The following is a 25,868-nucleotide window of genomic DNA, read 5'->3' as shown; positions in this document are numbered from 1 at the left end:
TCGATTCTCAAATGATGTGGTGTGAAACGGCGCGCGGAGCGCCAAAAGCAGTCATGTATTGACGGATGTCGCGCCGCCAGGATGCACCAAGGCGGCTTCCACGCGCCGATGCCAGACAAGGGTGGCAATGATCAAGAGGGTCAGCGGCACGATCTCGAACCACCAGAACAGCCGCGGATTGCCGGCCATGCAGGCCAGGAAGATCGCCAATACGCGCATATTGGCGCTTTCCAGCGCCATCACCTTCATCGGAGCCACGGCACGGGCGGCATATTCGCGCCCGAAACGCAGCGGATCGCGACTGTGCTCCAGCGCGCGATCGAACGGATCGGCGGCACGATTTACCCCGCGCGAGATATCGTCGTAGAGCTTTTCGAGCAGCCCGCCGGTGCGCGCCGGCGGCGTGGTGCCCCAATCCCCCTTGGCACGGCGATGAAAGCGCGCGCGCTCGCCTTCGAACAGGCTGGACTGGCCGATATGCGCCGCGCCCGCCGTCAGCGCCAAGGCCCAGCCCTCGACCGTACCGATCGATGTGGCCAGGACGACGTAGATCAGGATGAAGACGCCGTGATCGACGACGCCGTCGAGCAATCGCCCGAACGCGGACGCAGTGCGAGTCGCGCGCGCGACCATGCCGTCCAGCCCGTCGGCAATCAGCCAGCCGATCGACAGCAGCAGCCCGATCGCGACCGCCAGGGGGCTGGTCCAATGCGCATAGGCGATCGCCGCGCCGATCCCGAGCAGGAGGCCCATGCACGAGACTGCGTTGGCGGAGATTCCGGCTTTCAACGCCAGCGGCAACAGAAAACGCGACGCGGGGTGGATCAGCCAGAGATTGGTTGGATCCTCTATCCGCCTGTCTCGGGAGCCATCGGGCGGAGCAAGTTTCATCAGGCGTTCATAATGCCGTCACGTAAGCGACGATGCAAGGCAAGATGCGACAAGCCGCAACCGGGCACGGCAGGCGGAAGGCGACGGTGCCGGGGATGGAGCACCGCCGCCGTCCTTCACAGGCTGCGCCCGATCAACTCCTTCATGATCTCGTTGGTTCCGCCGAAAATCCGCGTCACGCGCGCCGCGCGCCAGGCCCGGGCGATCGGATATTCGTTCATGTACCCCGCGCCGCCATGCAATTGCAGGCACTTGTCCATGATCTCCCATTGCAGGTCGGTGTGCCACAATTTCGCGGCCGCGCCCTCCTCGTTGGTCAACTCGCCCTTCAGATGGCGGGCGATCGCCCAGTCGAGATGCGCCCAGCCGACCTGCAGCTTGGCCTTGATGTCGGCCAGCACGAAGCGCGTGTTCTGGAAATCGAAGACCATGCCGGCGAACGCCTTGCGCGTCTTGGTGAACTCGACCGTCTCGTCGAACGCCTTCTGGCTCGACGCCATCACCGACACCGCGATCGACAGGCGCTCCTGCGGCAATTGGCTCATCAGGTAGATGAAGCCCTTGCCCTCCTCACCGAGACAATTGGTGATCGGCACGCGCACGTCCTCGAAGAACAGTTCGGACGTGTCGGCAGCCTCCTGCCCGATCTTGTCGAGCTTGCGGCCCTTCTTGAACCCTTCGCGATCGCTCTCGACCAGGATGATCGACATGCCCTTCCACGCCGGAACGGCGGTCGGATCGGTCTTGGCGACGACCAGGGTCAGATCGGTGTTCTGGCCGTTGGTGATATAGGTCTTCGATCCGTTGATGACGTAATGGTTGCCGTCCTTCTTCGCGGTCGTGCGGATCGCCTGGAGATCGCTGCCCGTGCCCGGCTCGGTCATCGCGATCGCGGTGATGACGTCGCCCGACACCATTCTCGGCAGCCATTCGGCCTTCTGCTCCTCCGATCCGTAATGTTCGATATAGCCGCTGACGATGTCCGATTGCAGCGAGAAGCCGGCCGGCACGCCGTTATACGACATCTCCTCGTCGACGATCGCGTTATAGCCGAAATCGAGGCCCAGCCCGCCATAGGCCTCCGGCACCGTCGGACACAGCATCCCGATCTCGCCCGCCTTGCGCCAGAAATCCTTGGGGACGAGGCGGTCCTCCTCCCATCGCCCGACATTGGGCACGCCTTCCTTCTGCAGGAACGCGCGTACGGTCTGGCGAAACGCCTCGTGGTCCTCGGTATAGGCGAAGCGTCCGGCAACGGTATCGAGCGACGACATGGGATAAGTCCTCTCTTGCAACTTGTTTTCACCGATGTGCGGGCAGTTTACGCGAGCGTCAACCCATTCCCACTTTCGCGCTGGCGACGGGCCGGTCTATGGTCGGCCCCAGAACAAAGGAGAGCGCATGAAACTGGCCAGTCTCAAGAGTGGGCGCGACGGCAAACTCGTCATCGTCTCGGACGATCTCGCCTGGTATGCCGACGCCGGACATATCGCGCCGACCCTGCAGGCGGCGCTCGACGATTGGGATCGGGTGCTGCCCGACCTCATCGTGCTGGCGACCGACGTGCGCAACAGCGCGATCCCGCTGGAACGCTTCCACGAACACGATGCCGCCGCCCCCCTGCCCCGCGCCTATCAATGGGCGGATGGCTCCGCCTATGTGAACCACGTCGCCCTGGTCCGGCAGGCGCGCGCGGCGGAAATGCCCGAGACGTTCTGGCACGATCCGCTGATGTACCAGGGCGGCAGCGACGGTTTCCTGGGCCCGCGCGATCCGATCCCGCTGGTCGACGAAAGCTGGGGCTGCGATCTCGAGGCCGAGGTGGTCGTCGTCACCGGCGACGTGCCGCTCGGCGCGACTCGCGAGGAAGCGCTCGACGCGGTGCGGCTGGTCGGGCTGACCAACGACGTCTCGCTGCGCAACCTGATCCCGGGCGAACTCGCCAAGGGGTTCGGGTTCTTCCAGTCCAAGCCGGCCAGCGCGTTCTCGCCCGTGTTCGTCACGCCCGATGCGCTGGGCGACTGGTGGAGGGACGGCAAGCTGCATCGCAAGCTGATGGTCGATCTCAACGGCCAGCCCTTCGGTCGCGCCGAGGCAGGCGAGGACATGACGTTCGATTTCGGCACGCTGATCGCCCACGCCGCGAAGACCCGGAAGCTGGGCGCGGGCACGATCGTCGGGTCGGGCACGGTTTCGAATCGCGGCGCGGACGGTGGCCCGGGCAAGCCGATCTCGGAGGGCGGCGTCGGCTATTCCTGCCTGGCCGAGGTGCGCACCGTGGAGACCATCCAGGGCGGCAAGGCGGTCACGCCGTTTTTGAAGGCCGGCGACACGATCCGCATCTGGGCGGAGGACGACAGGCATCACCCGATCTTCGGCGCGATCGAACAGACGGTGGGGGGTTAGCGCGGACCAAGTTCCAAAACGTCATGCTGAACTCGTTTCAGCATCCAGGCGCGGTCATCGGCCTAAACTGACACCATCCTTTTGGCTGTTGATCGCGCCTGGATCCTGAAACGAGTTCAGGATGACAATGCGATACCTCAGCGCCCCAGGGCGACCTGCCCGGCATAATCGACCATATCGAGCAGCGCGTGCGGGGCCTTGACCAACCCGCGCGCGCCGAGCGCGACGACGGCATAGACCGCGTACCCGGCCAGGAACGGCACCATGACGACTGCCGAGATCGGCAGGACGACCAGCCCGGTCAAACGCTGGGCCGTGGTGGAAACGGGGGCTTTGGCGGCAGTGATCGGGGCCATGTACATCGGGTGCGTCCTTTGCTGACGCGGCCATGATGCGGCCGATTGGTTAACGAAACGTGCAGATCCGCACATCCGATTTTCCGGCTCGGCGAAAAGCCCCTCTCGCCATTGCCGTTGAAATTTTATAACAAGGCTCGAAATACCGAGTCCGCGCGTTCCCACGCAGCGAGGCTTCGGGGCAACATTGGAGACACCATGGCAAGCGACGATCGCCGCGCCAATCTGCAGCCGCTATCGCTCTACGTGCCCGAACCCAAGTTCCGGCCCGGCGACGCGGTGGACTTCACCTCGGTCCGCCTGCCCCCCGCCGGCGAGACCCGCCGTCCCGACACCGCCGACAAGGCCGAGACGTTCATCGATCTCGCCTACGAACTCGTGCGCGTGCTGGACGACGATCACCAGGCGGTCGGGCCATGGAACCCGCGCCTCTCGCCCGATACGATGCGCTCGATGCTGCGCAGCATGGCGCTGGTCCGCGCGTTCGACGAACGCATGTTCCGCGCCCAGCGCCAGGGCAAGACCAGCTTCTACATGAAGTGCACCGGCGAGGAGGCGGTCGCGGTGTCGGCGGCGTTCGCGCTCGATTACGAGGATATGTGCTTCCCGTCCTATCGCCAGCAGGGCCTGCTCATCGCGCGCGGCTGGTCGATGGTCGACATGATGAACCAGATCTATTCGAACTCGGCCGACCGGCTTCAGGGCAAGCAATTGCCGATCATGTATTCGGTGCGCGAGGCGGGCTTCTTCTCGATCTCCGGCAACCTCGCGACGCAATATCCTCAGGCGGTCGGCTGGGCGATGGCCAGCGCCGCCAAGGGCGACACGCGGATCGCCGCGACATGGTGCGGCGAAGGATCGACCGCCGAGGGCGACTTCCATTCCGCCTGCACCTTCGCCAGCGTGTACCGTGCGCCGGTGATCTTCAACGTCGTCAACAACCAGTGGGCGATCTCGTCCTTCTCCGGTTTCGCCGGCGCCGAATCGACGACCTTCGCGGCGCGCGCGGTCGGCTATGGAATCGCCGGCCTGCGCGTGGACGGCAACGATGCGCTCGCGGTCTATGCCGCCACCGCATGGGCCGCCGAGCGTGCACGGACCAATCAGGGGCCGACGCTGATCGAGCATTTCACCTACCGCGCCGAGGGCCATTCCACCTCCGACGATCCGGGCCAGTATCGGTCCGAAGGCGAACCCAATGCCTGGCCGCTCGGCGATCCGATCCGCCGCCTCAAGGATCATCTGATCGCGATCGGCGAATGGGACGAGGAGCGCCATGTCGCGCAAGACAAGGATCTCGCCGAAGAGGTGAAGCGCGCGCAGAAGGAGGCCGAGAAGAACGGCATCCTCGGCCACGGCCTCCACCAGCCGCTCGACACCCTGTTCGACGGCGTGTTCGAGGAACTGCCCTGGCATCTGAGGGAACAGCAGGCGCAGATGCTGGCGGAAGAGACGGCGTCCGGCCGTCCGTGGGCGCGGAAATCGTGAGCGACATGACCGAAACCGAAACACAGACCGCAATCGCCGTTGAAGGCGAAACCACCCGCATGAACATGATCCAGGCGATCAATTCCGCGATGGACGTGATGATGGCGCGCGATCCCGACGTGATCGTGATGGGCGAGGATGTCGGCTATTTCGGCGGCGTGTTCCGCGCGACCGCCGGCCTGCAGGCGAAGTACGGCAAACAGCGCGTGTTCGATACGCCGATCACCGAATGCGGCATCATCGGCGTCGCCGTCGGCATGGGGGCCTACGGCCTGCGCCCGGTGCCGGAGATCCAGTTCGCGGACTATATCTATCCCGCGCTCGACCAGCTGGTGTCGGAAGCCGCGCGGCTGCGCTATCGCTCGGCCGGCGAGTTCATCGCGCCGATGACGGTGCGCTCGCCGTTCGGCGGCGGCATCTTCGGCGGGCAGACGCACAGCCAGTCGCCCGAGGGCATCTTCACCCACGTCTCGGGCGTGAAGACGGTAATCCCCTCGACACCGTACGACGCCAAGGGCCTGCTGATCGCGGCGATCGAGGACAACGATCCGACGATCTTCTTCGAGCCCAAGCGCATCTACAACGGCCCGTTCGACGGATATTGGGACCGGCCGGCGCAGAACTGGTCGAAGCACCCGGCAGGCGAGGTGCCGACCGGCTATTACAAGATCGAGCTCGGCAAGGCGAAGGTCGTGCGCGCCGGCGAGGCGCTGACCGTGCTCGCCTACGGCACGATGGTGCACGTCGCGCAGGCGGTGATCGCCGATGCCGGGATCGACGCCGAGATCATCGACCTGCGCACGCTCGTACCGCTCGATATCGACACGATCGAGGCGTCGGTGAAGAAGACCGGGCGCTGCATGATCATCCACGAGGCGACGCGCACCTCCGGCTTCGGCGCGGAACTGTCGGCGATCGTGCAGGAACGCTGCTTCTACCATCTGGAGGCGCCGATCGAGCGCGTCACCGGCTTCGACACCCCGTACCCGCACAGCCTGGAATGGGCATATTTCCCCGGCCCCGTCCGCATCGGCGAGGCCCTGAAGAAAGTGATGAAGGACTAGCGCCTTCGCCGATACCCACCCCCGTTCGTTTCGAGCGAAGTCGAGAAACGGGGCTTGAGACAGGTTTCTCGACTTCGCTCGAAACGAACGGATCTAGAGTCATGGCACGCTTCACCTTCAAACTCCCCGACATCGGCGAAGGCATTTCCGAGGCCGAGATCGTCGCGTGGCACGTCGCCGTCGGCGACCGGATCGAGGAAGACCAGCAGATCGCCGACATGATGACCGACAAGGCCACGGTCGAGATGGAATCGCCCGTCTCGGGGATCGTGGTCGAACTGGCCGGCGAGGTCGGCGATCAGGTGTCGATCGGCGCGGCGCTGGTGGTGATCGAGACCGAGGGCGACGTTTCGGCGGAGGAAGCGCCGGCGCTCGGGCCGGTGACGACCGAGGTGAAGGCCGTTCCCGCCAGCCCCGCTCAGGAAGAGGTGGCCGATCAGTACGAGGCGGAGAATCCGGGGGTGGAAACGCAACCTGCTCCCCTCCCGCTTGCGGGAGGGGCTGGGGGTGGGCTCCCGACCTCAACGGGAGCTCCCATGGACGACGCGAGCCCACCCCCGACCCCTCCCGCAAGCGGGAGGGGGGAAGAAAGGTCGCACGCCCTCGCCTCGCCCGCCGTGCGCGCGCGCGCGGCGGATCTCGGCATCGACCTCGCCCAGGTGAAGACCGAAACCGACCGCGTCCGCCATTCGGATCTCGACGCCTATCTGCGCTATGGCAGCGGCCAGGGCTATCAGCGCCCTCATGCCAGCAACGTGCGCGCCGACGTTCCGGTCAAGGTCATCGGCATGCGCCGCCGCATCGCCGAGAACATGGCCGCATCGAAGCGCGCGATCCCGCACTTCACCTATGTCGAGGAAATCGACGTCACCGCGCTGGAGGACATGCGTGCGGACCTGAACGCCAATCGCGGCGGGCGACCGAAGCTGACGATGCTGCCGCTGATGATCGTCGCGATCTGCAAGGCGATCCCGGATTTCCCGATGATCAACGCCCGGTACGACGACGAGGCGGGCGTCGTGACCCGCTACGGCGCGGTGCATCTCGGCATGGCGACGCAGACCGACGCCGGGCTGATGGTGCCGGTGATCCGCGACGCGCAGGATCGCAACGTGTGGCAGCTCGCCACCGAGATCGGCCGTCTTGCCGAAGCCGCGCGTACCGGCAAGGCGACGTCGGCCGAACTGAGCGGTTCGACGCTGACGATCACGTCGCTCGGGCCGCTCGGCGGGATCGCGACGACGCCGGTGATCAACCGTCCGGAAGTGGCGATCATCGGGCCGAACAAGATCGTCGAACGCCCGGTCTTCGACGGCGACGAAATCCGCCGCGCGAAGCTGATGAACCTGTCGATCAGTTGCGACCACCGCGTGGTCGATGGCTGGGATGCGGCGAGCTACGTCCAGGCGCTCAAGAAGTATCTCGAGACGCCGGTTCTGCTGTTCGCGGATTGAGCCCTCCCCCTCACCGTTCGTGCTGAGCCTGTCGAAGCACGTGCCTCGAACGCACCCCTTCGACAGGCTCAGGGCGAACGGTTTAGGTGGCGTTGCGATTACAAGACCTTACCCCGATACGCCATCGCCACATCGCACCCCGGACAGCCGCGCACTTGGATCGGTTGCGACATCCCCCTTTTCTTCGGGGATGAAGCGCGACACATTGGCGGCATCCCGATCCACCGTCTCGAGGTGCCGAGCATGATTCCCCTGAACCGCCGCGAGGCGCTGGTCGCCGCGACCTTTTCCACGCTTGCCGCCGCGATGCCCGCCTGGGCGCAGGACAAGGCGTCCGCGCCGGACGCGGCGGCATGGGATCTGCGCGATCTCTACGCCGACGATGCCGCCTGGGATGCCGCGCGCAAATCCGCGCTCGCCGCCGTGCCGGGCCTGGCGAAGTACAAGGGCACGCTCGGGCAGAGCGCCGATGCCCTGGCCGCCGCATTGGTCGCGCAATCCGATCTCGGGCGCACGATCGGTCGAATTTACACCTATATCAGCCTGAAGAGCGACGCCGACGTGCGCATTTCCGCCAATCAGGAAAAGCAGGCGCAGGCGATCGATCTGTACACCGCGTTCGCGGAGGCGACGTCCTGGATCTCCCCCGAACTGCTTGCCCTGGGCAAGGCCAGGATCGATCGCTTCGTCGCGGCCAATGCGGTGCTCGTGAAGCGGTTCGATTTCTACCTCGCCAACGTCCTGCGCCAGGCGGATCACACGCTGTCGCCCGAGGGCGAGACCCTGCTGGCCGGCACCGCAGCGCCGTTTTCCGGGCCGGGCGACATCCGCTCGCAACTCGTCGCGTCGGACATCCCCTGGCCGAGCGTCACGCTGTCGACCGGCAAGACGGTGCGGCTGAACGACCAGGCCTATACGCTCAATCGCGACGCGCCGGTCCGGGCCGATCGCAAGCTGGTGTTCGACACCTTCTGGGCGGAATACGGCAAGTTCCAGAGTTCGCTCGGCGCCGCCTATCTTAGCCATGTGAAGGCCGACGTGTTCGCCAAGAAGGCTCGGAAATATCCCACCTCGCTTGCCATGGCGCTGTCGGGAAACAACGTGCCGGAGGCGGTGTATCGCAGCCTGGTGCGTGAGACGAACGCCGGTCTGCCGCAGCTTCACCGCTATTTCGAACTGCGCCGTCGGCTGCTGAAACTGCCCGATATGGCCTATTACGATCTCTATCCGCCGCTCGTCGCGCTCGACAAGACCGTGACGATCGCGGAGATGCGCGACATCACGATCGCCGCGCTGAAACCGCTCGGTCCGGAATATGGCGGCATCTTCGCCACGGCGTCGGCGGCGAAATGGGTGGATCCGCTGCCCCGCCCCGGCAAGAAATCGGGCGCGTACATGAATCCCGGAGCGGCGTACGACGTGCACCCCTATCTGCTGCTCAACGTCGGCGAGAATTATGAGGGGCTCACAACCTACGCGCACGAATGGGGCCATGCGATGCACAGCCTGCTCGCCAACCGGAACCAGGTCTACGACAAGTCGGACTATCCGATCTTCCTCGCCGAGATCGCCTCGACCTGCAACGAACTGCTGCTTTCCGCCTATATGGTCGCTAATGCGAAGAGCAAGGCGGAGAAGCTTTTCTACCTTGGCCAGCAACTCGAAAGCATTCGCGGCACCTATTTCCGCCAGACGATGCTCGCCGAATTCGAACTTGCCGTGCACGACAAGGCGGAAGCGGGCGAAGGTTTGTCGGGCGAGAGCCTGAGCAGGATCTACCTCGATCTGCTGCGCCGATATCACGGGCCGAAGGTCGCCGTGGCCGACGGCTATGGCGCGGAATGGGCCTATATCCCGCATTTCTACAACAGCTTCTACGTCTATCAATATGCGACGTGCGTTTCCGCCGCGTCCTATTTCGCGCGCGAGATTTTGAAGGGCGGAGCGAAGGAGCGCGACAATTATCTTGGCGTGCTGAAGGCCGGCGGATCGGACCATCCGGTCGACATCCTGAAGCGCGCCGGCCTGGATATGACGAGCGCCACCCCGTACCGGGCGATCGTCGCGACGTTCAAGGATACGCTGGACCAGTGCGAAGCGCTGATGCGATAGGTCGGCGGACGCCGCCTGACCCTGCGGTCGCGGCGAAGGTGAAACCTACGCCGCCTCTTGCGTCACCGTGTTCAGCCGATCCTCGATCAGTTCGAGCGGCAGCGCCAGGTGCGCGCCGATCAGGCCGTCGCCGATCCGGTCCATCAGCGCGATCGAGGCGTCGAGCATCACCTTGACCTGTTCATATTTGTCCATGTCGCTGCTGCGGCGGATCGACATCTCGCTGATCAGGCGCTGCAATACCATTGCGGGCGAAGCCGGCTTGCTCATCACCGGAATGTCGCGATCGTCGCTCAGCATCTCGTCCGGCAGCCGGTTGCCGGTGAACATCACGAACGGCGTATTGTGGTCGAACAGATGCCGCGCGACCGGGGTCACGTCGCGATCGATCAACTGGCCGTCGAGCACCGCGCCGTCGACCACGGTATCGACCAGGGTCTCCATCGCCTCGGCGACCGACCCGAACGGACCGACCACCGTGCCGTTCAGGCTTTCGATATGGTGAGCGAGGTCCATGCCGGTCATCGGCTCGTCCTCGACGATCAGAATCCGCATCTTATCCAGCATAACCGTCCCCACGCCCAACACGACATACCCGGAAATCCTGGCAGTGGCGTGGAGTCCACGCACGAACATTCGAGTGCCAAGGTACTCGGGTGAGAATGAATAACATTCCTTAAAATAGCAAGTACGCCGTCTTTCCGATATTTTTCAACGCGTTAGCCGTCTTTCATCGCTTCGATCAGTTTCTTGACCTCCTGGCTGCGACCGCGCGGCAGGATGAGGATGTCGTTGCCGCTCGCCACGACGATCAGATCCTCGACACCGACCATCGCGATGCGCACGCCGTCGCTGCGCACGAGGCAATTGACCGTATCGATCGCGACCACGTCACCGCGATGCGCGTTGCCGTTATCGTCGCGCGGGCTGATCGCATGCAGCGCATCCCAGCTGCCCAGATCGCTCCAGCCCATGCTGACCGGCACCACCGCGACCTGCCCGGCCTTTTCCATCACCGCGTAATCGATCGAGTCCGACGGCGAGGCGGCGAACGCCTCGGCATCCGGGAATACCCGCCGCCCCTCGTGCCGCGCCTTGGCCATCGCCGTTTCGCACGCCTGCAGCATGTCGGGCGCATGCAGTGCCAGCGCGCCGAGATAGGCATCGGCGCGGAACAGGAAGATCCCGCCGTTCCAGGCATGGTCGCCGCCCGCGACCATCGCCTCCGCCTTGTCGCGTGGCGGCTTCTCGACGAAGCGGACGACGCGGTTGACCCCGGGCGCAATCTGCTCGCCGACCTGGATGTAGCCGTAGCCGGTTTCGGGGGCATCGGGCGCGATACCGAACGTCGCCAGCCAGCCATCCTCGACCATCGGCATCGCGGCATGGATCGCGGCGTGGAAGGCGGGGACATCGTCGATCACGTGATCGGACGGCATCACCAGCAGCACGTCCGGGCCGCTTCCGGCGGCGATGGCGGCGAGTGCGATCGCCGGTGCGGTGTTGCGTCCGGCCGGCTCCAGGATCACGGCCTGCGCGCCCGCCGCAACCGCGCCGAGCTGCTCGTCGATCATGTCGGCATGGCGCGCATTGGCGACGACGATCGGCGCGGCGAAGCGCTCGCCAGTCGCCCGCGTCGCCGTCAGTTGCAGCATCGTTTCCTCGGCGGTCAGGGCCAGCATCTGCTTGGGCCGTTCGGGCCGCGACATCGGCCATAACCGCGTGCCCGATCCGCCCGACAGAATGACGGGAACGATCGGTCGGGAAAGCGGCATAGGGAATCCTCCTGTTGGGTCGTCTGTAGGCGACGGTATCCGATTGCGAAACTGCTCTCGATCAAGAACGATCCGGCCCGTTCAAGGTTTGCTCCTCTCCGAGGGCCGATCGACATTCAGCCGTTGGAAGGCATTTTGCTTTCCACCCACCGTCACCCCGGACCTGTTCCTGGGTCCACCGTGCCGCAGGTTCGCCGTTCAATTTACAGGTCGTGTCGAAAGCCGCCTGGTGGACCCCGGAACGGGTCCGGGGTGACGGGGAAATGCTGAATGTCGATCCGTCCTAGGTTTGTCTCTCTTCAAGGTTTGCCCCTCTTCAAGGTTTGCCCCTCTTCAAGGTTTGTTTGTCAATTTCTGCGACAGCGATCCGCCCATGTCGGAAAAACTTACAGCACGCGGGCGAAGAGCGAGACGAACATGATCAGGCTGTTCAAGCATTATGTGCCCCATGCCGTGCTGCTGCTCGGGCTGTTCGACGTGATGCTGCTGATCGCGGCGGCTGAGTTCGGATGGGTCTATCGCGCCGATCAGATCGGCATGAAGGTCGAGCCGATCCATACGCGGATCCCGCAATTGCTGAGCTTCGCTGCCAGCCTCGAAGTCGCGATGATCGCGGTCGGCGTGTACGGGGCCAATTCGCTGCAATCGCTGCGCCACGCCGCCGCGCGGATTCTGGTCGCCGTGTCGCTCGGCGTCATCCTGCTCAGCGTGATCTATTTCATGCTGCCGGGCATGACCTTCTGGCGCTCGAACCTGCTGTATTCGATGCCTGCCGCGGTCGTGCTGCTGTTCGCGCTGCGCGTGCTGCTCGGCAAGATGATCGGCGGCCAGGCGTTCAAGCGTCGCGTCGTCGTGCTCGGCGCCGGCGCGCGCGCGGCGCGGCTCAAGGCGCTGGGGCAGACGCCCGGCGCCGGCTTCGTCGTCGTCGGCTACGTCTCGATGAGCGAGCCGCAGCGCGTGATTCCCGAAGCGATCGCCCGCGATGCGATCTACAATCTCGCCGACCATGTCGTGCTGCTCAACGCCTCCGAAGTCGTGCTCGCGCTGGAGGAACGCCGCAACGCGCTGCCGCTGAAGGATCTGTTGCGGATCAAGACGACCGGCGTGCACGTCAACGAGATCTCGACCTTCCTGGAACGCGAGACGGGCCGGGTCGATCTGCAGAGCGTCAATCCCAGCTGGCTGATCTTCTCCGACGGCTTTTCGTCCGGGCGGATGCTGTCCAGCATCTTCAAGCGGCTGTTCGATATCGTGGCCAGCGCCTTGCTGCTGACGCTGATGGCGCCCGTGATCATCCTGACCGCGATCGCGATCAAGCTGGAGAGCAAGGGACCGGCCTTCTATCGCCAGCGCCGCGTCGGGCTGTACGGCGTGGGGTTCGACTGCATCAAGCTGCGTTCGATGCGCCAGGACGCCGAGGTCGCCGGCAAGGCCGTCTGGGCCGAGAAGGACGATCCGCGCATCACCCGCATCGGCCGCTTCATCCGCAAATGCCGGATCGACGAACTGCCGCAGACCTGGAGCGTGCTGAAAGGCGAGATGAGCTTCGTCGGCCCGCGCCCCGAACGTCCGCAATTCGTCGACGACCTCGAACAGCAGCTCAATTATTACGCCGAACGCCACATGGTGAAGCCCGGCATCACCGGCTGGGCGCAGATCAACTATCCCTATGGTGCGTCGATCGAGGACAGCCGGCAGAAGCTGGAATACGACCTCTATTACGCCAAGAACTATTCGCCGTTCCTCGATCTGCTGATCCTGTTGCAGACGATCCGCGTGGTGTTGTGGCCCGAGGGCGTGCGCTGATCCCGTGGCGCTGACGATCATCCTGTGGGGCCATGCGCTCGCGGCATTGCTGTTCTGCATGATCGCCCTGTCGCAACTGCGCGATGCGACCACCGCACTGCCGCGTCTGACCTTCGTCGTCGCGCTGATCGCCACCGCCTTGTGGGCGCTGGCGGTGGCGGGGATCGACGCGCGCGACGTGACCGCTCGGGTGGCGGAAAGCCTGCGCAACCTCGCCTGGCTCGGCTTCATGTTCGCGCTCGTCCGCCGCGATCGGGACGCGCCGCACCTGCGGGCGATCGCCTTCGTCTATGGCGCGGTGGTGCTGATCGTGCTCGCCGGGATCGGCATCGTTCTGGTAGCTGCGATCGATCCGGGGACCGCGCCGCAGCTCGACAGCGCGCGCGTGCTGTTACGCATGATGGTCGCGGTCAGCGCGCTGGTGCTGGTGCATCACCTCTATGCCGCGGTCGCGCCGCGCGCGCGCGGCGGCATCCGCCTGGTCGTGATCGCGCTCGCCGGCATGTGGGGGATGGATTTCGTGTTGTCCGGCATCCGTTATGCCACCGACGGTTACGCGGTGGAGCTGATCGCGGTGCGCGGCGTGGCGATGGCCCTGCTCGCGCCGCTGTTCGCCATCGCCGTGTTGCGCAACGGCGACTGGACGCTGCGCCTGTCGCGCTCGGTCGCTTGGCAGTCGCTGAGCCTCGCCGGCGTCGTGCTGTATCTGCTGATGATGGCGCTGGCGACCAGCGCGATCGCCGCGATCGGCGGCGACAATGCCCGCATGGCGCAGACCGCCTTCGTGTTCGGATCGACCGCCGCGACGCTGACCCTCGTCTCCTCGCCCTGGCTGAAGGCGTGGACCAAGGTGAAGCTGGCCAAGCACCTCTTCCGCCACCGCTATGATTACCGCGCCGAATGGATCCGCTTCACCGATACGCTGGGCAAGCCCGAAGGCGCGGTGGCGCTCGACGCCCGGGTGGTGAAGGCGGTCGCCGACCTGACCGATTCCCCCGCCGGCCTGCTGCTCGTTCCCGACGGCGCGGCGCTCGGCATCGGCGCGGGCTGGAACTGGGACCGCGACACGCTGCCCGCGACCGCCGGCGAAGAGGCGCTGGCCCGCCACATCGCCACCGACGGGCGCATCGTCGAACTCGATTCGGTGCGCGCGACCGGCGCCGTGACGGCCGATGCCGCCAGCGTGCCGCAATGGATGCTCGACCTGCCGGAGGCCTGGGCCGTCGTGCCGCTGGTGCATCTCGACCGGTTGCAGGGCGCGATCCTGCTCGCCCGCCCGCCGGTGGACCGCGCGCTCGACTGGGAGGATTTCGATCTGCTGCGCATCGCCGGACGGCAGGTGGCCAGCTACCTCGCCGAGGCGCGCGCGCAGGAAGCGCTGGCCGAGGGCGAGCGGTTCGACGAATTCAATCGCCGCTTCGCCTTCATCTTGCACGACATCAAGAACCTCGTCAGCCAGTTGACGCTGACCGCGCGCAACGCCGAGCGCCACGCCGACAACCCTGAGTTTCGCGCCGACATGATCGCCACGCTGCAGGATTCGGCCGGCCGCATGAACGATCTGCTCGCGCGCCTGTCGCAGCATCACAGCGCGCGCGGCGAGGATCTGCGCAGCGTCGAGATGCTGCAACTGATCGAGCGGGTCGCGGCGCGGCGGCGGGCGCAGCATCCGGTCGTGACGAAGGGGACGGCGGCGCTCGCGCATGCCGATCCGGTGCGGCTCGAACAATTGCTCGGCCATCTGTTGCAAAACGCGATCGAGGCGAGCGCGCCGACCGATCCGGTGACGATCGCGGTCGGCCGCGACGGCGATGCGGTGACGATCGACGTGATCGATCACGGCTGCGGCATGTCGCCCGCGTTCCTGCGCGATAAATTGTTTAAGCCGTTCGTCTCGTCCAAGCCCGGCGGCTTCGGCATCGGCGCGTTCGAGGCCCGCCAACTGGCCCAGGGCATGGGCGGCGGCGTGTCCGTCACCAGCCGCGAGGGCGCGGGCACGCATTTCCGCATCTCGCTCGCCGCCACCGCACCGCATCACATGGAACAGGCCGCATGAACGTTCACGATACAGCCACAAGCGCACGTCTTCTCCCCTCCCTGGAAGGGAGGGGCCGGGGGTGGGTCGGCATGAGGCGCGGACGGCGTTCCCTCGATAGCAACCCACCCCCAGCCCCTCCCTTCCAGGGAGGGGAGCAAGATGACCTGCCGGCAAACGGAGGCCAGTGGTCGTGACGGTCGGCAAACCGAAACTCCTCATCGTCGAGGACGATCTCGGCCTGCAGCGCCAATTGCGCTGGGCGTATGAGGGTTACGACGTCGTCGTCGCCGGCGACCGCGCCTCCGCGCTCGACGCGCTGCGGTCCGAGGAGCCCGATGTCGTCACGCTCGATCTCGGCCTGCCGCCGGACCCGGACGGCACGACCGAGGGCTTCGCCACGCTGGCCGAGATCCTGAAGCTGAAGCCCGACACCAAGGTGATCGTCGCGTCCGGTCACGGTGCCCGCGACAGCGCGCTGAAGGCGATCGCCGACGGCGCCTGGGATTTCTATGCCAAGCCGATCGACATCGACCAGCTCGGCATGATCGTCGCGCGCGCCTTCCACGTCCATGCGCTGGAGGCCGAGAACCGCCGCCTCGCCGCGCAGGCCGGCGGCACGGCGCTGGGCGGGATGATCACCGCCGCGCCGGAAATGCTCAAGGTGACGCGCACGATCGAGCGTGTCGCGCATGCCGACGTCTCGGTCATGCTGCTCGGCGCGAGCGGTACGGGCAAGGAATTGCTCGCGCGCGGCGTGCACGATTCGTCTCCGCGCGCGAAGGGGGCCTTCGTCGCGATCAACTGCGCCGCGATCCCCGAGACGTTGCTGGAAAGCGAACTCTTCGGCCACGAAAAGGGCGCGTTCACCGGCGCGGTGAAGACCACCGAGGGCAAGATCGAACAGGCCGCCGGCGGCACGCTGTTCCTTGACGAGGTGGGCGACATTCCGCTGCCGCTACAGGTCAAATTGCTGCGTTTCCTGCAGGAGCGGACGATCGAGCGGATCGGCGGGCGCAAGGCGATCGCGGTCGATACGCGGATCGTCTGCGCGACGCATCAGGACGTCGATGCGATGGTCGCCAGCGGCGCGTTCCGCGAGGATCTGTATTACCGCCTCGCCGAGATCGTCGTGCGCATCCCGTCGCTCGCCGAACGCTCGGGCGATGCCGGATTGCTCGCGCAGCATTTCCTCAAGAAATACGCCAAGACGATGGGCTCCGCCGTCACCGGCCTGTCGCCCGATGCGCGCGCCGCGATCGACGCATGGGGCTGGCCCGGCAACGTGCGCGAGCTGGAAAACCGCATGAAGCGTGCCGTGATCATGGCCGAGGGCAAGCTCGTCACCGCCGCCGATCTCGACCTGTCCGAAGACGCCGAGCCGGAACCGCTCAATCTGCGCACGATCCGCGAGACGGCGGATCGCAAGGCGATCCACAACGCGCTGGCCCGCGCCGATGGCAACATCACCAACACCGCCAAGCTGTTGGGGGTGAGCCGACCCACTCTGTACGATCTTTTGAAGAGCTATGATCTCCATGCGTGACCATGCCAGACTTCCCATTCGTGTTGGGCATTCGCTCACCATCCACACCGTCCGTGCTGAGCCTGTCGAAGCACTGCCCTTCCTTTCCAAGGTCGGAAAGAAGGGCAGCCCTTCGACAGGCTCAGGGCGGACGGCGTGGGGGACGACGCTTTTCGCAAGTGGCGCGGCGATCATCGCCGCCACCCTCTTCGCCTTCGCCGCCACCGCCCCCGCACAGGCCGACGCCACCAGCGCGCGGATCTCGGTCGCGCGCAGCCTCACCGCGTTCGGCATCGGCAACATCAGCGCCGCACGCAATCACGCGATGGCCGCGGTCAAGACCGATCCGAGCTGGGGCCTCGCCCATGCCGTACTCGCCCGCGCCTATCTCGCGCTCGGCGATGGGCTCGCCGCGCAGGCCGAACTGGATCGCGCGAAGGCGACCGGCTTCGACGTCAGCCGTGCGCACCAACTCTATGCCCATGCCTATCTGTTGCAGGGCGATGCGGATCGCGCGTTGGACGAGGCAGCCAAAGCCAAGCCGAAATACGCCGGCTACGCGCTGCGCGTCGGCGCACGCGCACTGGCGGCGCAGGGCGATTTCCCCGGCGCGCAGCGATTGCTCGCCACCCTGCTCGCCGCCGCGCCGAACGACAGCGCCGCCTGGTCCGATCTCGGCCGCATCCGCTATGATGGCGGCGACGTGACCGGCGCGATCGACGCCGCGACCCGCGCGACCAGGATCGATCCCGCCAATATGGAGGCGCTGACGCTGCGCGCCGAACTGGTGCGCACGCAATATGGCCTGACCGCCGCATTGCCCTGGTTCGAGGCGACGCTGAAACGCGATTATTATTATCACCCCGCGCTGATCGAATATGCCTCCACCCTGGGCGACGCCGGGCGCTACGGCGACATGCTGGACGCCACGCGCCGCGCGCTCGCCACCCGGCCGGACAGCGCGCAGGCCTTCTATCTGCAGGCCGTGCTGGCGGCGCGGGCCGGCAATTACGATCTGGCGCGCGGCCTGATGCAGCGCACCGGCGATACGCTGGACGGCCTGCCCGGCGCGCTGCTGCTCGGCGGAACGCTCGATTATCAATCGGGCGCGTACGAACTCGCGATCAGCAAATGGCGTCGATTGGTCGGGCAGCAGCCGATGAACATCTCCGCGCGCCGCCTGCTCGGAGCGGCGCTGCTCCGGTCCGGCGATGCTCAGGGCGCGCTCGACATATTGCGTCCGGTCGCGCTGCGCGGCGATGCCGATTCCTATACGCTGACGCTGGTCGCGCGCGCGTTCGAGCGCACCGGCCAGCGCGACTGGGCGGCGAAATTCCTCGATCGCGCGGCCTATCCCGGCAGCGCGACCTCCACGACCTTCGGCGCGGACGATACCGTCGCGGTGCTCGGGGACCTCGCGCGCGACGATCCCGCCGACCCGAGCCTGCGCGTCGGCTATCTGCGCGGACTGGTCGATGCCGGGCAGACCGCTCAGGCATTGGCCCAGGCGCAGGCGCTCGTCCGCATGGCCCCCGGCGCCCCCGCCGCGCAGCTGGCACTCGGCGACACGTTCGCCGCCTTGGGCCGGTATGCCGACGCCGCGGGCGCCTATGGCCGCGCCGCCGACAGCCGTTTCGACGAACCGACGATGCTCCGAGCGGTCGACGCGCTGGATCGCGCCGGGCAACGTCCGCAGGCCGCGAACGTGCTGGCCCTGTTCCTGTCGCAAAACCCGCAAAATATCGTCGCGCAGCGCCTCGCCGCGCATTGGCAGATCGCCGGCGGCGAATATGCCGCCGCGATCGAAACGCTGGAGGCCTTGCGCGAACGCATCGGCAATCGCGACGCGGCGTTGCTGACCGAACTGGCCTATGCCTATATCGGCGACGACGATGCCGAGACGGGCCGGGCTTATGCCAGGGCCGCATATGCCCTCGCCCCGCTCAATCCGGCGACGGCGGACGCCTATGGCTGGGCGCTGTATCAGATGGGCAAGGATGGCCAGGCCGTGCAGTTGCTGGAAAAGGCCGTCGCGATCGCCCCGGACCATGCCGCGCTCCGCTGGCATCTGGCTCAGGTCTATGCGGATGTCGGGCGCGGTGCCGATGCGAAAGGGCAGATCGCGGCGGCGATGCGCGATCCGGGGTTCACCGATCGCGATGCGGCGACTGCGGTGCTGAAGACGCTGTAACCATTTCTACTCCCCTCCCTGGAAGGGAGGGGTTGGGGGTGGGTCGGTGTGGGGCAGTTGCATCGTCATCCGGAGAGCGACCCACCCCCGCCCCTCCCTTCCAGGAGGGGAGAAGATGACGGCGCAACCGGTGCCCGCTATACCCCTCACATGACCGCCCCCCTCGACCGCATCGCCGCCGCGCTCGAACGCATCGCGCCGCCGCCGCCCGCCCCGGCCGATCCGCTCGTGCATCCCGCTTATGTCTGGCGCGGCGACACCTTGGTCGCCGCCCGCGCGTTCACCACCGTGCCGCTGGCGCAACTGCGCGGCGTGGAGACGCAGAAGACCGCGATTCTCGCCAATCTCGATCGCCTCGCCCGGGGCAATGCCGCGCACGACGTGCTGCTCTGGGGTGCGCGCGGCACCGGAAAGTCGGCCTTGGTCAAGAGCGCCGTCGCCCACCTTCAGTCCGAAGGTGCCGACATCGCGCTGATCGAGATCGCCACGGCGAGCCTCGACAGTCTGCCGGCCCTGTTCGCGCTGATCGCCGATTTGCCCCGGGCGTTCGCCCTGTTCATCGACGATCTCGGCTTCGATGCCGCCGGCGATGCCCGCGCGTTGCGTTCGATGCTGGAAGGCGGGGCGGAGGCGCGACCGGCCAATGCGCGACTGCTGGTCACGTCCAATCGCCGCCACCTGATCCCGCGCGACATCGCCGAACAGGAAAGCGCGATCAACGCGCGCGATGTGGTCGACGATCAGCTCGCGCTCGCCGACCGCTTCGGTCTCAGCCTCGGTTTCCACGTAATGGACCAGGATCTCTATCTCGCCGCGGTCCAGGGCTATGCCGCCGCCCACGATCTGCCCTTCGATCCGGCCGAGGCGGTCAATTGGGCCACGCGGCGCGGCAGCCGATCGGGCCGTGTCGCCTGGCACTATATCATCGATCTGGCCGGGCGTCGCGGCAAGGCACTGATTTGACGTTGATCGCAATCAATCGACGCGCGAACGGCACTTGACTTGAACCGCACCGCGCGGCCCATTCCGCGCATGGCCCATCTCGGCGAACTCGATCTGTGCGACCGTCTCGCCCCGACCGTCCCGGTCTGGGTGACCCAGGTCGGCGTCGGCGTGTGCACCGCCGGTGGCGCGGGCATTGTCCGGCTGTTCTTCGATCTCGTCGCCCCGGGTGCGGCGCCGTTCGCTTTGGTCTATCCCGCCCTGATCGTCGCCACCCTGTTCGCACGCTGGGGCGCCGGATTCGTCAGTGCGTCGCTGTCGATCCTCTATGCCTGGTATTATCTGCTTCCGGTCGCGAATTCGTTCCACTTCGCCGACGCCAAGGGTCCGTTCACCCTCGGCGTCATCGTGGTCACCTCGATCATCACCACCACGATAGCCGAACTCTTCCGCCGCTCCGCGCGGCTGGCGACCGAGGAGCGCGATCGCGAGATCGCCGACCGTGATCTGTTCCTCAGCGAATTCGATCATCGGATGAAGAACAATTTCGCGATCGTCGCCAGCCTGCTCGACATGCAGAAGCGCCGCGCGACCGATCCGGCGACGATCGAGGCGCTGGCCAGCGCGCAGGCCCGCGTCGACAGCATCGCCCGCGCGCACCGCCATCTCTATCGCGGCAGCGGCCAGCCCGGACTGGTCGAGATGAAGGAGTATCTCGGCGATCTGTGCGCCGCTTTGTCCGAGGCCCTGTTCCTTCAGGGCGGCATCGCCCTGTCGTGCGACACCGACACCGCGGACGTGCCGCGCGACCGCGCGGTCTCGATCGGGCTGATCATCAACGAACTCGTCACCAACGCCGCCAAGCACGCTTTTGTCGGCCGCGACATCGGCACGATCGCGGTGACGTTCCGCACGCACAGGAAGGGCTGGACCGTGGTGGTGACCGACGACGGAGTCGGCCTGCCGGAAATGCCGGCCAAGCCGGGCCCGCACAACGGCCTCGGCTCCCGCCTGATCGAAGCGTTCGCACGCCAGGCCGGGGGCACGCTGACCACCGACAGCGACCGCACGGGCACGCGAGTGACGCTGGAATTGGCGGGTTGATCGGGCGGCGCGAAGTCCAACGCTTCGATATCGCGGGCACCGTGCAGAACGCGGAGGACAAGCACCTCACCATCGCATTCGTCAGTGATTACGCAGCTCTGCCAGACGTCCCGCATCGCGCCGCTTGATGTCTTCCAAAGCGAAATTGCCATCCACTGGTTCGCCGCTGCCCAGCCCTTCCTGAATCAACTGGCGTCGTCGGTCGGATCGATCTTGAGCATGCGTATTGCGTTCACGATGACCTCCCGGCGGACGGACCGATAATATCGCTCCGCCCCCACCGTCGCAATCAGCCTTCGACCATCTCCGCCAGTTCGAGCCAGCGCAATTCCGCCGCCTCCTTCTCGCCGCGGGCCTTGTCGACCGCCTTGGTCAGCGCCTCGAACTTCGCGAAATCCTTCGAATAGAGGGCCGGATCGCTCAGGGCCTTCTCATCGCGCGCGATCGCCGCCTCCAATTCCTCGATCCGCTTGGGCAGGATCTCGAAATCGTGCTTGTCCTTGAAGGTCAGCTTCACCTTGGGAGCGGGCGGCGGCGGAGGCGGCGCGGTGGCCTGCACCTTGCGCGATCCGCCGGCGCGCTTCGGCGCCGCCGCCTTGCGCTTGCGTTCCCAATCCTCATAGCCGCCGGCCACGACATCGACCGTGCCGGAACCGTCCAGCCCAAGCGTGATCGTCACCGTCCGGTCGAGAAAGTCGCGATCGTGGCTGACGATCAGAACCGTCCCGTCATAATCGCCGATCACGTCCTGCAACAGGTCGAGCGTCTCGAGATCGAGATCGTTGGTGGGCTCGTCCAGCACCAGCAGATTGCTCGGCTTGGCGAACTCGCGCGCCAGCAACAGGCGCGATCGCTCCCCGCCCGACAGCGTACCGATCTTGGCATCGAGCACGTTCGGGTCGAACAGAAATTCCTTGAGATACCCGACGACGTGCTTGCGATTACCCTGCACCTCGATCCAGTCGCCACCATCCGCCAGCACGTCGCGCACGGTCTTTTCCGGGGCCATCTTGCTGCGCTGCTGGTCGATGACGATGCGCTCCATCGTCTTGGCGAAACGGATATTGCCCGAATCCGGCTCCAACTCGCCGGTCAGCAGCTTGAGCAGGGTCGATTTGCCCGCGCCGTTCTGCCCGACGATGCCGATGCGATCCTTGCGGGTCACGCGCAGCGACAGGTCGGTGATGATCGGCCGCGCCCCGAAGCTCTTGGAGATATGCTTGGCGTCGATCACCACCTTGGTCTTGGCGTCGTCGGTGCCGATCGTCAGGTTGGCGGACCCTTGCGGCCCGATCATCGACGCACGTTCGGCACGCATCTCGATCAGCTTGGTCAGTCGCCCCTGGTTGCGCTTGCGCCGCCCGGTCACGCCGCGCAGCAGCCAATGCTCCTCCAGCTTCAGCCGGGCGTCCAGCTTCTCGGCATTGCGCGCTTCGTCGGCATAGACCTGCTCGGTCCAGGCATCGAACCCGCCGAACCCGATCTCCGCACGCCGCACCGTGCCGCGGTCCAGCCACAAGGTCTGCTTGGTCAGGCGCGTCAGGAAGGTGCGATCATGGCTGATCACGACGAACGCGCCGTTGAAGCGCGACAGCCATTGCTCGATCCATTCGATCGCGGCGATATCCAGATGGTTGGTCGGCTCGTCGAGCAGGAGCATGTCCGGCTCCAGCGCCAGCGCGCGAACGATCGCCGCGCGTCGCCGCTCGCCGCCACTCGCCGAGGCCGCCTCTCGCGACAGGTCGATGCCCAGTTGGTCGGCGATCGCGTCCGCCTCGTACTCCATCGGCGCGTCGTCACCCGACAGGACGTAGTCCATCAGCGTTTTGTACGCGCGCAGATCCGGCTCCTGTTCGAGCAGGATCACGCGCGTGCCGGGCTGGATCGTGCGCCGCCCCTCGTCGGCCTCGATCGAACCGGCGATCAGCTTCAGCAACGTCGTCTTGCCCGCGCCGTTGCGCCCGATCAGCGCCAATCGATCGCGTGGCCCGACATGGATGTCGAGGCCGCGGAACAGCCACCCCGATCCCTGAACGATGCCGAGATTTTCAAATGCGAGGATCGGTGCGGGGGCTGCCATGGCGGTTCCGTTAGGGGTGTTGCTGCGGCGCGGCAAGTTGTCGACATGCTGACAGGCGTATTCACAGGCTGTTCAAGCCGGTCCCCCTATGCGACATCCGATGAAGATGCCCGTCACCCTCGCTCTGTGCCTGCTTGCCGCCGCACCCGCCGTCGGCGAACCCGCGCCGCCGCAACGCCGTGGCGATCAGGTCGAGGCGTTCGAGGCGCGGCGCCAGGGCAAGATCCTCCCGTTGCGCGAAATCGAACGGCGCATCGTGCCGCAGATGCCCGGGAGCCAGTATCTCGGCGTCGAGCTCGATTCGTACAGCGGCATTTACACGCTGAAATTCCTGCGCAATGGCACGGTGATCTGGGTCGAGGTCGATGGCGCATCGGGCCGGATCGTCGGCCGCACCGGCAATTGAAGCAGGCTGCAGAACAGACACCCAAGAATAGATATTAGGGGAAGAACATGCGCGTCCTGATCGTCGAAGACGAACCCAATCTCGGCCAGCAGCTCAAGACCACGCTGGAAGGCGCCGGCTATGCGATCGACCTCGCCACGGACGGCGAGGAGGGGCATTTCATGGGCTCGACGGAGAATTACGACGCGATCGTACTCGATCTGGGCCTGCCCGAGATCGACGGGCTCACCGTGCTCGATCGCTGGCGCAAGGAAGGCCGCACCGCGCCGGTGCTGGTGCTCACCGCGCGCGACAGCTGGTCGGACAAGGTCGCCGGTCTGGATGCGGGCGCGGACGATTATGTCGCCAAGCCGTTCCAGTCGGAAGAACTGATCGCCCGCCTGCGCGCGCTGATCCGTCGCGCGAGCGGCAACGCCTCGTCGGAACTGACTGCCGGCGATGTGCGCCTCGATACACGTTCGGGCAAGGTAACCAAGGCCGGCGAGCCGGTGAAGCTGACCGCGCAGGAATACAAACTGCTCAGCTACCTGCTCCACCACAAGGGCAAGGTGGTCAGCCGCACCGAGTTGATCGAGCATATCTACGACCAGGATTTCGATCGCGATTCGAACACGATCGAGGTGTTCGTCACGCGCATCCGCAAGAAGCTCGGGCAGGACGTGATCACCACCATCCGGGGCCTCGGCTATTCGCTCGAAGATCCCGATGCCTGACCTCGCCCTCATCCCCGCGAAGGCGGGGATCCCGCTTCTTCTCCACGCTAGACAGGAAGCGGGATCCCCGCCTCCGCTGGGATGACGGAAGACGTCGCAATCTCTCCGGGCGACAGCGAAGTCCTGCCCTCGCGCGGCTATGTCCGCACCACCGGGTCGCTGTCGCGTCGCATGATCCTGATCGCGGCGGTATGGATCCTGCTGCTGCTTTCAGGCGGCGGCTATGCGCTCGATCGCGTGCTGTCCTCCGCGATCACGCGCAATTTCGACGATCAGCTCGAATATGTTCTGACTGCCCTGATCGTCTCGGCCGAGATCGGTCCGGACGGCGAAGTGGTGTTCAACCGCGAACCCGCCGACCAGCGCTTCCTCGAACCCTATTCCGGCCTCTACTGGCAGGTCGCCGCCAAGGGTCGCGAGGCTTTCCCCTCGCGCTCCCTATGGGACCGCCGCCTCGCTTACGGCTCCACGCACATGGACCGCGACGTCCACGTCTATGACAGCCTGCAATTCCCGACCGAGAAATTGCGTATGCTCGAACGCGACGTGAAGCTCCCCGGATCGCCGATCCGCTGGCGCTTTCAGGTCGCGCAGAGCCGCGAGGGGCTCGATGCGCAGATTAACGCCCTGCGCAAGACGCTGGTGCGCAGCTTCGCGCTGCTCGGACTGGGCCTGCTCGTGATGGCCGGACTCCAGACATTCTACGGCCTCTGGCCGCTTCGGAAGGTGCGCGAGGAGATCGCCCGCATGCGCAGCGGCAAATCGCGTCAGATCGAGCGCCCGATGCCGATCGAGGTCGCGCCGATGGTCGAGGAGTTGAACGGCCTGATCGCGCATAACGAGCGCCAGGCGGAGGAAGCCCGCCGCCACGCCGGAAATCTCGCGCATGCGCTGAAGACCCCGCTGACCGTCATCATGAATGCCGCGACGGCGGAATCGGAAGATCTCGCCGAGACGGTGGTGCGCGAGGCGCGGACGATGCGGCGTCAGGTCGATCATCACCTCGCCCGCGCCCGCGCGGTCGGGCGGCGCGGATCGGCGCATAGCCGCGCGGACGTCTGGCCGAGCCTCGAATCCGTCGAACGCGCGGTCGGCGTGCTCTATCGCCACGTCCGCATCGACACCGACGGGCCGAAGGATCTGCAGGTCCATGTCGAGCGACAGGATCTGGACGAGATGCTCGGCAATCTGATCGAGAATGCCGCGAAATATGGCGGCGGCAGCGTGTTCGTGACGGTCGGCCAGCATTCCGGCTTCGTCGAATTCCTGATCGAGGATGACGGCATGGGCATCCCCGAGGAACAACGCATCCGCATCTTCGACCGCGGCGTCCGGCTGGACTCGGGCAAGCCCGGCACTGGCCTTGGCATGGCGATCGTCCGTGACGTTGCGGAAATCTACGAGGGAACGGTGAGCTTGGAGGAGAGCGAGGATCTGGGTGGATTGCTCGTGCGGTTGAGGTTGCCGGCGGCAAATTGAAGCCGATATATTGTAGCAATCACCCGTTCGCCCTGAGCTTG

General features: G+C 65.9%; 20 protein-coding genes and 2 pseudogenes. 14 read left to right on the top strand and 8 right to left on the bottom strand.

Annotated features, from left to right (window positions below; translation table 11 throughout):
• Positions 1 to 51: 51 nt before the first annotated feature.
• Together ASG11_RS06780 and ASG11_RS06775 are read right to left on the bottom strand one after the other, a co-directional pair.
• Positions 52 to 891 carry a CDP-alcohol phosphatidyltransferase family protein gene (locus ASG11_RS06780; RefSeq protein ID WP_055776863.1) on the bottom strand — a complete coding sequence of 280 codons (840 nt, stop codon included), beginning with the start codon at positions 889 to 891 and terminating at the stop codon, positions 52 to 54.
• Between the two features lie 116 nt (positions 892 to 1,007).
• On the bottom strand, positions 1,008 to 2,165 hold the full coding sequence (locus ASG11_RS06775; protein WP_055776859.1) for an acyl-CoA dehydrogenase family protein: 1,158 nt from the start codon (positions 2,163 to 2,165) through the stop codon (positions 1,008 to 1,010).
• A gap of 127 nt (positions 2,166 to 2,292) precedes the next feature.
• Here ASG11_RS06775 and ASG11_RS06770 point away from each other — a divergent pair, with 127 nt between their 5' ends.
• Entirely contained in the window at positions 2,293 to 3,297 is a 1,005-nt protein-coding gene (locus ASG11_RS06770; protein WP_055776856.1) for a fumarylacetoacetate hydrolase family protein, read from the top strand.
• 137 nt (positions 3,298 to 3,434) lie between these two features.
• On the opposite strand, the gene ASG11_RS06765 is transcribed toward ASG11_RS06770, so the two are convergent.
• Positions 3,435 to 3,653, bottom strand: a complete 219-nt coding sequence (locus ASG11_RS06765; protein ID WP_168371708.1) for a hypothetical protein — start codon at positions 3,651 to 3,653, stop codon at positions 3,435 to 3,437.
• Positions 3,654 to 3,851: 198 nt separating this feature from the next.
• Here ASG11_RS06765 and ASG11_RS06760 point away from each other — a divergent pair, with 198 nt between their 5' ends.
• From ASG11_RS06760 to pepF, 4 genes are all read left to right on the top strand, one after another.
• A complete protein-coding gene (locus tag ASG11_RS06760) occupies positions 3,852 to 5,141 on the top strand; it encodes a thiamine pyrophosphate-dependent enzyme (protein WP_055776849.1) in 1,290 nt (429 codons plus the stop codon).
• 59 nt (positions 5,142 to 5,200) lie between these two features.
• Positions 5,201 to 6,205, top strand: coding sequence for an alpha-ketoacid dehydrogenase subunit beta (locus ASG11_RS06755; RefSeq protein ID WP_055780440.1), 1,005 nt, complete (start codon positions 5,201 to 5,203; stop codon positions 6,203 to 6,205).
• Positions 6,206 to 6,306: 101 nt separating this feature from the next.
• On the top strand, positions 6,307 to 7,659 hold the full coding sequence (locus ASG11_RS06750) for a dihydrolipoamide acetyltransferase family protein (protein WP_055776847.1): 1,353 nt from the start codon (positions 6,307 to 6,309) through the stop codon (positions 7,657 to 7,659).
• Positions 7,660 to 7,902: 243 nt separating this feature from the next.
• On the top strand, positions 7,903 to 9,771 hold the full coding sequence (gene pepF / locus ASG11_RS06745) for an oligoendopeptidase F (RefSeq protein WP_055776844.1): 1,869 nt from the start codon (positions 7,903 to 7,905) through the stop codon (positions 9,769 to 9,771).
• 45 nt (positions 9,772 to 9,816) lie between these two features.
• Here pepF and ASG11_RS06740 read toward each other — a convergent pair whose 3' ends face one another.
• Positions 9,817 to 10,326 (bottom strand): hypothetical protein, encoded by a 510-nt coding sequence (locus tag ASG11_RS06740; RefSeq protein ID WP_156363681.1) that lies wholly within the window; start codon positions 10,324 to 10,326, stop codon positions 9,817 to 9,819.
• Between the two features lie 164 nt (positions 10,327 to 10,490).
• Positions 10,491 to 11,546, bottom strand: a complete 1,056-nt coding sequence (locus ASG11_RS06735; RefSeq protein WP_082472635.1) for a mannose-1-phosphate guanylyltransferase/mannose-6-phosphate isomerase — start codon at positions 11,544 to 11,546, stop codon at positions 10,491 to 10,493.
• Positions 11,547 to 11,963: 417 nt separating this feature from the next.
• Between ASG11_RS06735 and ASG11_RS06730 the strand changes: the two genes are divergently transcribed.
• The 6 genes from ASG11_RS06730 (at position 11,964) to ASG11_RS06705 (ending at position 21,149) form a co-directional block, all read left to right on the top strand.
• The gene (locus tag ASG11_RS06730) at positions 11,964 to 13,352 is read left to right on the top strand and encodes a TIGR03013 family XrtA/PEP-CTERM system glycosyltransferase (RefSeq protein WP_055776837.1); all 1,389 of its coding nucleotides are present in this window, start codon (positions 11,964 to 11,966) and stop codon (positions 13,350 to 13,352) included.
• A 4-nt stretch (positions 13,353 to 13,356) separates the two neighbouring features.
• On the top strand, positions 13,357 to 15,408 hold the full coding sequence (prsK, locus tag ASG11_RS06725; RefSeq protein ID WP_055776834.1) for an XrtA/PEP-CTERM system histidine kinase PrsK: 2,052 nt from the start codon (positions 13,357 to 13,359) through the stop codon (positions 15,406 to 15,408).
• 172 nt (positions 15,409 to 15,580) lie between these two features.
• The gene (gene prsR, locus ASG11_RS06720; protein WP_055780437.1) at positions 15,581 to 16,933 is read left to right on the top strand and encodes a PEP-CTERM-box response regulator transcription factor; all 1,353 of its coding nucleotides are present in this window, start codon (positions 15,581 to 15,583) and stop codon (positions 16,931 to 16,933) included.
• Positions 16,926 to 19,103, top strand: a complete 2,178-nt coding sequence (locus ASG11_RS06715) for a tetratricopeptide repeat protein (protein ID WP_082472634.1) — start codon at positions 16,926 to 16,928, stop codon at positions 19,101 to 19,103. The genes prsR and ASG11_RS06715 overlap by 8 nt, the downstream gene beginning before the upstream one ends.
• A 150-nt stretch (positions 19,104 to 19,253) precedes the next feature.
• A complete protein-coding gene (locus tag ASG11_RS06710; protein ID WP_055776831.1) occupies positions 19,254 to 20,066 on the top strand; it encodes an ATP-binding protein in 813 nt (270 codons plus the stop codon).
• Positions 20,067 to 20,105: 39 nt separating this feature from the next.
• Positions 20,106 to 21,149: a sensor histidine kinase gene (locus ASG11_RS06705; RefSeq protein WP_055776829.1), complete on the top strand. Its 1,044-nt coding sequence runs from the start codon at positions 20,106 to 20,108 to the stop codon at positions 21,147 to 21,149.
• 289 nt (positions 21,150 to 21,438) lie between these two features.
• On the opposite strand, the gene ASG11_RS19490 is transcribed toward ASG11_RS06705, so the two are convergent.
• The 3 genes and pseudogenes from ASG11_RS19490 to ASG11_RS19480 form a co-directional block, all read right to left on the bottom strand.
• The gene (locus ASG11_RS19490) at positions 21,439 to 21,666 is read right to left on the bottom strand and encodes an ABC transporter C-terminal domain-containing protein (RefSeq protein WP_443024477.1); all 228 of its coding nucleotides are present in this window, start codon (positions 21,664 to 21,666) and stop codon (positions 21,439 to 21,441) included.
• A 324-nt stretch (positions 21,667 to 21,990) separates the two neighbouring features.
• Positions 21,991 to 22,326: pseudogene (locus ASG11_RS19485) on the bottom strand (ATP-binding cassette domain-containing protein); the annotation flags it as partial.
• Positions 22,327 to 22,842: 516 nt separating this feature from the next.
• Positions 22,843 to 23,229 (bottom strand): annotated as a pseudogene (locus ASG11_RS19480) (ATP-binding cassette domain-containing protein); the annotation flags it as partial.
• Between the two features lie 100 nt (positions 23,230 to 23,329).
• Here ASG11_RS19480 and ASG11_RS06690 point away from each other — a divergent pair.
• From ASG11_RS06690 to ASG11_RS06680, 3 genes are all read left to right on the top strand, one after another.
• Entirely contained in the window at positions 23,330 to 23,635 is a 306-nt protein-coding gene (locus ASG11_RS06690; protein WP_055780429.1) for a PepSY domain-containing protein, read from the top strand.
• Positions 23,636 to 23,682: 47 nt separating this feature from the next.
• On the top strand, positions 23,683 to 24,348 hold the full coding sequence (locus ASG11_RS06685) for a response regulator transcription factor (protein WP_055776818.1): 666 nt from the start codon (positions 23,683 to 23,685) through the stop codon (positions 24,346 to 24,348).
• Positions 24,349 to 24,429: 81 nt separating this feature from the next.
• The gene (locus tag ASG11_RS06680) at positions 24,430 to 25,827 is read left to right on the top strand and encodes a sensor histidine kinase (protein ID WP_055776815.1); all 1,398 of its coding nucleotides are present in this window, start codon (positions 24,430 to 24,432) and stop codon (positions 25,825 to 25,827) included.
• The last annotated feature ends 41 nt before the right edge of the window (positions 25,828 to 25,868 follow it).

The sequence above is a fragment of the Sphingomonas sp. Leaf357 genome (assembly GCF_001423845.1).
Lineage (GTDB): Bacteria > Pseudomonadota > Alphaproteobacteria > Sphingomonadales > Sphingomonadaceae > Sphingomonas.
The sequence above is the reverse complement of the archived record's forward strand: the minus strand, read 5'-3'. Positions and strand labels throughout refer to the sequence as shown.